We start from the raw sequence: 6,960 nt of genomic DNA, 5'->3' as shown, positions 1-6,960 counted from the left end.
CACTTGCGCTTCCGATCTCTCGGAAGCGGGAGGCGAATTCTACAGCGTTACACGCTGCTGTCAACACCTCTTTTTCAACTTCCTTTTGGCTTCGATGAACTGAAGCAACCTGCTGCCGAAACCTACATAACTCATTGAATCTCAAGGAGTTTTCCGTTTCGACTGCGCTGGAAGTGGGGCGAATTATAGACATCTGAAATCTGCCGTCAACCCTTAATTTAGCTTTTCTATCGATCAGTTGAAAAAGGCCTCTTCCATATAGACGTAACTCAATCGAGTGCGCAGTATATTGCCCAACACCAATAATAATGCCTTGCTCTCACCTTGGACGATGCCACGCAATGAATGACCAGCCACGATCTCTTGCCTCAATGCTGTTCCCGGTTGGCCTGCTATTAATAGCCATGGCGTCGATCCAGTCCGGCGCCTCTCTGGCCAAAAGCATGTTCCCTATCATCGGCGCTCAGGGGACCACCACGCTGCGCCTGATCTTCGCCAGCGTGATCATGCTGTTGATACTGCGTCCATGGCGCGCCAGGTTAACCGCCAAATCATTGCGCACGGTCATTGTCTATGGCATGGCATTGGGCGGTATGAACTTCCTCTTCTATATGTCATTGCGCACGGTGCCGTTGGGAATTGCCGTCGCCCTCGAATTTACCGGGCCACTGGCCGTAGCCATCTATGCCTCCCGCCGCGCCATCGACTTTCTCTGGATCGCCTTGGCCGCCGCCGGTTTGATGTTGCTGATACCAACAGGCGCAGCCAGTGCTGGAATCGATCTGGTAGGCGCCGGGTATGCACTGGGAGCAGGTGTCTGCTGGGCGCTATACATTCTGTTCGGCCAGAAGGCTGGTGCCGATAATGGTGTAACGACTGCAGCATTAGGAGTAATGATCGCAGCACTGTTCGTCGCCCCTATCGGCATCGTGCATGCAGGTGCCGCCCTGTTGACTCCCTCCCTGATCCCGATTGCCATCGGTGTTGCCATCCTGTCCACCGCCCTGCCCTACACACTGGAGATGGTCGCCCTCACCCGCCTGCCGGCACGCACGTTCGGCACATTGATGAGTATCGAACCAGCCTTCGGAGCGTTATCGGGCCTTCTGTTTCTGCATGAATTCCTCACACTGTCACAATGGATGGCGATCCTCTGCATTATTCTGGCATCCGTCGGCGCCACCATGACCATGGGTAGTGCTGCCAAACCCGCCATCGCGGCTGATTGAAAGAGGTTTTTACGAAGGTCTGGCAATTGGCGCGCATTTAGGCCATGTTTAGACCCGTAACCCAATGCCAGACATGGATTTTTTCGGACAGGGATTTCACAACGCTTAAAGCGCAAGCGAACACAGGCAAACCCGAGCGTCAGACTCGTGGCCGCTATAAGGACGGTAATGAAACGAATTTTGATACTGATCGCCATACTGGCTGTTGCGGGTTGTGCGGCGACTTCGGAAACTCAGGTAAAACGCGGGAAAAAAGGGCTGCACATCAACTGCTCCGGGCTATCGTCCTCCTGGGACAAGTGCTACGCCAGTGCCGCCAGTGCCTGCTTGCCGAAAGGCTACAAGGTCATCGCCAAATCCGGTGACGCCGTGGAAGAACCCGGCGACTACCCGTTCGGTCTCAATCCTGCGGGTTACACCAGTCGCAGCATGATCGTTATCTGCAAATAGATCAGCGCTGCCCGGCAATCTGCCGGCCGATCTCTTCATGGCTGGACTTCAGCACAGCTTGCTGAACGTCCGGCGTAGCCAACATGCGCGCTACCACCAATGCCCCGACGCATTGCGACAATACCGACCACGCCAGGGTCTCGCTTTCCAGTATCTGCGCCCAACGCGCCTGAAGCCGACAAATCCACAGCTCGGCCTGTTCGCGCACCTGCACATCCGATCGGGCAATTTCTGCCCCCAGCGCCGGCAACGCGCAACCGGCCTCAGGCTGTTCTACGTGGGCCATGCTCAGATAGTGTTTGAGACAGCGTTCCAGTCGCGCACGATCCTGCGTGCCCTCGCCTCCCAGTCGCTCAAGGCTTTGCCCCAACTCACGCTCGACGATGGCGGTGAACAACGCATCCTTTGACGAAAAGTGACTGTAGAACGCCGCACCACTCAATCCGATCGCCTTCATCAAACCATCGACGCCTACTGTGGAAAAACCGCTGCGCTTTGCCGACAGCGCGCTGCTCTGCAGTAACTTTTCCCGTGTTTCCAGCTTATGACTGGCGGAGTAACGCATGTGTTTGCCCTCGAATCGACTGCCTTGACGTTGCCTGGATCCTAGCATAACGTTCGTTCACTTAACGATCGTTTAATAAAGGGATTCACCCATGAACAACAAGAAGGTCGTATTGGTCGTCGGCGCTGGCGATGCCACGGGCGGAGCGATTGCCAAGCGTTTTGCCAAAGAGGGATTCATCGCCTGCGTCACCCGACGCAGCGCCGACAAACTGCAACCGCTAGTGGACGCGATCAACGCTGAAGGCGGCGAAGCCCATGGCTTTGCTTGTGATGCACGCAAGGAAGAAGATGTCATCGCCCTGATCGAAGACGTCGAAACCCGTCTCGGGCCGATCGAAGCCTTTGTCTTCAATATCGGCGCCAACGTGCCATGCAGCATTCTTGAAGAAACCGCGCGCAAGTATTTCAAGATCTGGGAGATGGCCTGTTTCTCAGGATTTCTCAATGCTCGTGAAGTGGCCAAACGCATGGTCTCTCGCCAGCGCGGCACGATTCTCTTCACCGGAGCCACCGCCGGACTGCGCGGCGCTTCCGGATTCGCCGCATTCGCCGGCGCCAAGCACGGCATCCGCGCACTGGCGCAAAGCATGGCGCGGGAACTGGGACCAATGAACATCCACGTCGCCCATGTGGTGGTCGATGGTGCGATCGACACCGATTTCATTCGCAACAGTTTCCCCGAGAAGTACGCCACCAAAGATCAGGATGGCATCCTCAATCCCGAGCACATCGCCGAGAACTACTGGTATCTGCACAGTCAGCCACGGGATGCCTGGACGTTCGAGCTGGATCTGCGCCCGTGGAACGAACGCTGGTAAGCCCACGCCATAACAATAAAGAGAGAGAAGCCCTAATGACCAAAACCGTGGAGTTCTATTTCGACCTCGGCAGCCCTGCCACCTATCTTGCCTATACCCAGTTACCGAAGATTTGCGCCGAGACCGACAGTGAGCTGATCTACATTCCGATGCTGCTCGGTGGCGTATTCAAGGCGACCGGCAACGCATCGCCGGCAATGATCCCGGCAAAGGGTCGGTATATGTTTGAGGATCTGGACCGCTACGCGAAACGCTACGGGGTGCCGCTGAGATTCAATCCGCATTTCCCGATCAACACACTGATGTTGATGCGTGCGGTCACTGGCATCCAGTTTCGTCAGCCAGAACGCTTTGAGGCGTTTATCGATTGTCTGTTCACGGCGCTATGGGTTGAAGGGCGCAGCCTGGACGAACCGGAAACGGTCGCTGCCGTGCTGAGCGAACACGGTTTCGATCCGCTTGAAGTGCTGGCACTGACTAACGACGAGTCCGTCAAAGCCATACTCAAGGACAACACCGAGACCGCGGTTAAACGCGGCGTGTTCGGCGCGCCCAGCATGTTTATCGGCAAGCAGCTGTTCTTTGGCCAGGACCGGCTCGATTTCGTTGAAGAAGCCTTGCGCCAAGGCTAGGCGATCATTCAGGCGCTGGTAACAGCGCCTGAATTCCACCTGATCAGATGGCGGCAGTGCGGCTGTTCAGCCATTCCAGCGCGGCACCTTCAAGCAACGGGCTCAGGCGCTCACGCACTTGCGCGTGATAGTCGTTGAACCACTGCTTCTCTTCCTCAGTCAGCAGCGCCGGCAGCAGGCAACGCGTGTCGATCGGGCACAGCGTCAAGGTTTCGAACTTGAGGAATTCACCGAACTCGCTGCTGCCCGCCTCGCGGTTCATCGCCAGGTTCTCGATGCGCACGCCCCAACGCCCCGGACGGTAGGTGCCTGGCTCGATGGAAGTAATCATCCCCGGCTGCATGGCCGTCTGCGGTGCAGGCGCGGCCTGATAGGCAATCACCTGTGGGCCTTCATGGACGTTGAGGAAGTAGCCAACGCCGTGACCGGTGCCGTGACCGTAATCCACGCTGTCAGCCCAGATCGGCGCGCGGGCAATGGCGTCGAGCAGCGGCGAGAGAATGCCTTTCGGGAACTGTGCACGCGACAAGGCAATCACGCCTTTCAACACCCGCGTGCAATCGCGCTTCTGCTCTTCGCTCGGCGTACCGACCGGCACCATCCGCGTGATATCCGTGGTGCCGCCCAGGTATTGACCGCCCGAGTCGATCAGCAGCAAGCCATCACCCTCAATTACCGCGTGCTCTTCTTCAGTGGCGTGATAATGCGGCATCGCGCCGTTGGCGTTGAACGCGGCGATGGTGTTGAAACTCAGCGATACATAATCCGGACGACGTTCGCGGGCAGCGGTGAGCTTTTCGTCGATGGTCAGTTCGGTAATGCGTTCGCGGCCCCAGGCCGATTCCAGCCAGGCGAAGAATTCGCACAGCGCCGCACCGTCCTGCTCCATCGCTTGGCGGATGTGCTGAGCATCGGCTTCACTTTTCTGCGACTTGGCCAACGTGGTCGGGTTCAAGCCTTCGACCAGCTTCACGCCGCTGTCGAGGTTATCCAGCAAACCACTGGTCACTCGCGCCGGATCAACCAACAGGCTCGCGCCACTCGGCACGTCACGCAGGGCATCAGCGACTTCTGTGTAATCACGCAGCGTTACACCATCCGTCTCCAGCACCGCGCGCAAATCTGCGTCGACCTTGCTCAGCGCTACGAACAACGTGGCCTGGTGCTGACCGATCAAGGCAAATGAAACAAACACCGGGTTGAACGACACATCGCCACCGCGCAGGTTGAACAGCCAGGCGATGTCGTCGAGGGTTGCGATAAAGTGCCAATCAGCCCCGCGCGCTTGCAAGGTTTCGCGCAGCTTGGCGAGTTTCTCGCCACGGCTGACGGTCGCTTGCGGTGGCAGATGCTGATAGATCGGTGCATTCGGCAGGCTCGGGCGATCGCGCCAGACTTCCTGCAGCAAATCGATGTCGGTACGCAGACGTGCACCGCGTGCTTCCAGTTTGCTGCTCAGGGTACGCGCCGATGCCACGGCCATCACCGCACCGTCAACCGCGACCACGCCACCTTCCGGTGTCTGCTCGGCAAGCCAGTCCAGGGGGCTCGGTTGACCGGGTTGCAACTTGACCAGTTCGATACCGCTGCCCTTGAGCTCCTTGGTCGCCTGTTCCCAGTAACGACTGTCGGCCCAGACGCCGGCGAAATCAGCGGTGACGATCAACGTCCCGACCGAACCATGGAAGCCCGACAACCACTGCCGACCTTGCCAGTAACCCGGCAGATATTCCGACAAGTGCGGGTCGGCGGACGGCACCAACAGTGCGTGAATGCCTTCGCGGCGCATCAGTTCACGGGTGTGCGCCAAGCGCTGGGGCACCGATCCTTCGGTCGAGGTCTGGGTACTCATCATGTCTCCTGCTAATCACTTCATCGTTATTGTTCGTAGCCGTTAGGTCGGCTCGTTTAAAGCCCTGTCGCCCAGAATGCCGGAGCACTGGCGCAGGCGGTCTTGATCAGTTGAACAGCCTTGTCGACATCCTCGGCGGTAGTGAAGCGGCCGAGGCTCAGGCGAATGGTGCGACTGGCCAGATGCGCGTCATGACCCAGCGCCAACAGCACGTGGGATGGCGTGTTACTGGCCGAGTTGCAGGCCGAGGTCGCGGAAAACGCGATCGAGTGACTCAGCACCGCGCTGTTGAATTCGCCTTCGCTGAAGGTCAGGCTCAAGGTGTGCGGAATACGTTGTGTGGCGCAGCCATTGAGGCGCACGCCCGGCAAACTCAGCAGTTGTTCGAGCAAGCGCTCACGCAGCGCGACGATGGTTTGCTTCTCGGCCTCGAATGCCTCGGCGGCCAAGGCAAACGCGCTGCCCATGCCGGCAATCTGGTGCGTCGCCAACGTCCCGGAGCGCAAACCGCCCTCGTGACCACCGCCATGAATCTGCGCCTGTAAACGCTGCTGCGCTCGTGGGCCGACATATAACGCACCGATGCCTTTCGGGCCGTAAAGTTTGTGCGCCGAAAACGACATCAGATCCACCGGCCATTGCCCCAGATCGATGGCCACTTTGCCGGCGCCTTGCGCCGCATCGACATGAAACAACGCCTCGCGACTGCGCACGACTGCGCCGATCGCTTGAACATCGTTGACCGTACCCAACTCGTTGTTGACCAGCATCAGCGACACCAGAAAGGTGTCCTCACGCATGGCTTCACTGACCGCTTGCGGCGTGATCAGGCCATCGGCGTCTGGCACCAGATAAGTCACGGCGATGCCGGCGTCCTGCAATTGGCGAGCGGTATCGAGGATGGCTTTGTGTTCGATCTGACTGGTAATGATGTGGCCGCCGGACACCCCGCGCGCCTGCGCCACGCCTTTGAGGGCGAGGTTATTGGACTCGGTGGCACCGGAGGTCCAGACAATCTGTTCGGCATTGGCGCCGACCAGTTCGGCGACTTGCCGACGGGCCTGCTCGACCGTCTGCCGGGCCTGCTGGCCGTAGGCATGGGAGCTGGAAGCCGGGTTGCCAAAGTTACCGTGAAACCCCAGACACTCGATCATCACCTGGATGACCCGCTCGTCAACCGGGGTGGTGGCGGCGTAATCGAAATACAACGGACGTGTGTTCATAAAAGACTCGCAGAGCGTGTTCCGGGATCAGGAGGCTCGTGTCTGCAAACGGCACGGCGCAGCCTTGTGAGCTGCGCGTCGGTTCGAGAGCGTCATCAATACCTGATCGGATGCCGTTAAAGAAGAACAACTTCATTCAAAGTGCGTAGGAACGCTCCTGAAGTCGAGCTTAACAGGCATCCGGCCTGC

The 6,960-nt window shown here is 58.5% G+C and carries 7 protein-coding genes; 4 read left to right on the top strand and 3 right to left on the bottom strand.

All coding sequences use genetic code 11. The annotated features are described in order from the left end of the window. Positions 1-341: 341 nt before the first annotated feature. Together rhtA and ACOYXJ_RS18745 are read left to right on the top strand one after the other, a co-directional pair. Positions 342-1,229 carry a threonine/homoserine exporter RhtA gene (rhtA, locus tag ACOYXJ_RS18750; RefSeq protein ID WP_460370927.1) on the top strand — a complete coding sequence of 296 codons (888 nt, stop codon included), beginning with the start codon at positions 342-344 and terminating at the stop codon, positions 1,227-1,229. 168 nt (positions 1,230-1,397) lie between these two features. Beyond that, positions 1,398-1,679, top strand: coding sequence for a hypothetical protein (locus tag ACOYXJ_RS18745; RefSeq protein ID WP_095120409.1), 282 nt, complete (start codon positions 1,398-1,400; stop codon positions 1,677-1,679). Between the two features lies 1 nt (position 1,680). On the opposite strand, the gene ACOYXJ_RS18740 is transcribed toward ACOYXJ_RS18745, so the two are convergent. After that, a complete protein-coding gene (locus ACOYXJ_RS18740) occupies positions 1,681-2,244 on the bottom strand; it encodes a TetR/AcrR family transcriptional regulator (protein ID WP_460370925.1) in 564 nt (187 codons plus the stop codon). Between the two features lie 91 nt (positions 2,245-2,335). Here ACOYXJ_RS18740 and ACOYXJ_RS18735 point away from each other — a divergent pair, with 91 nt between their 5' ends. Together ACOYXJ_RS18735 and ACOYXJ_RS18730 are read left to right on the top strand one after the other, a co-directional pair. Continuing rightward, the gene (locus ACOYXJ_RS18735) at positions 2,336-3,064 is read left to right on the top strand and encodes an SDR family oxidoreductase (RefSeq protein WP_150792933.1); all 729 of its coding nucleotides are present in this window, start codon (positions 2,336-2,338) and stop codon (positions 3,062-3,064) included. Positions 3,065-3,099: 35 nt separating this feature from the next. Next, positions 3,100-3,696: a 2-hydroxychromene-2-carboxylate isomerase gene (locus ACOYXJ_RS18730; RefSeq protein ID WP_460370923.1), complete on the top strand. Its 597-nt coding sequence runs from the start codon at positions 3,100-3,102 to the stop codon at positions 3,694-3,696. A 43-nt stretch (positions 3,697-3,739) separates the two neighbouring features. Here the strand turns inward: ACOYXJ_RS18730 and ACOYXJ_RS18725 are convergent, their stop codons facing one another. Both ACOYXJ_RS18725 and ACOYXJ_RS18720 read right to left on the bottom strand, forming a co-directional pair. Continuing rightward, entirely contained in the window at positions 3,740-5,548 is a 1,809-nt protein-coding gene (locus ACOYXJ_RS18725) for an aminopeptidase P family protein (RefSeq protein ID WP_460370921.1), read from the bottom strand. 56 nt (positions 5,549-5,604) lie between these two features. Next, complete coding sequence (locus ACOYXJ_RS18720) at positions 5,605-6,771, bottom strand: aminotransferase class V-fold PLP-dependent enzyme (RefSeq protein ID WP_460370919.1); 1,167 nt, start codon at positions 6,769-6,771, stop codon at positions 5,605-5,607. Positions 6,772-6,960 lie beyond the last annotated feature (189 nt).

It is taken from the genome of Pseudomonas sp. Tul2A7, assembly GCF_054790505.1.
The sequence above is the reverse complement of the archived record's forward strand: the minus strand, read 5'-3'. Positions and strand labels throughout refer to the sequence as shown.

Bases quoted from the DNA above. Each gene is read 5' to 3' on its own strand.
- rhtA (WP_460370927.1), top strand. From the start codon at position 342: ATGAATGACCAGCCACGATCTCTTGCCTCAATGCTGTTCCCGGTTGGC.
- ACOYXJ_RS18745 (WP_095120409.1), top strand. From the start codon at position 1,398: ATGAAACGAATTTTGATACTGATCGCCATACTGGCTGTTGCGGGTTGT.
- ACOYXJ_RS18740 (WP_460370925.1), bottom strand. From the start codon at position 2,244: ATGCGTTACTCCGCCAGTCATAAGCTGGAAACACGGGAAAAGTTACTG.
- ACOYXJ_RS18735 (WP_150792933.1), top strand. From the start codon at position 2,336: ATGAACAACAAGAAGGTCGTATTGGTCGTCGGCGCTGGCGATGCCACG.
- ACOYXJ_RS18730 (WP_460370923.1), top strand. From the start codon at position 3,100: ATGACCAAAACCGTGGAGTTCTATTTCGACCTCGGCAGCCCTGCCACC.
- ACOYXJ_RS18725 (WP_460370921.1), bottom strand. From the start codon at position 5,548: ATGAGTACCCAGACCTCGACCGAAGGATCGGTGCCCCAGCGCTTGGCG.
- ACOYXJ_RS18720 (WP_460370919.1), bottom strand. From the start codon at position 6,771: ATGAACACACGTCCGTTGTATTTCGATTACGCCGCCACCACCCCGGTT.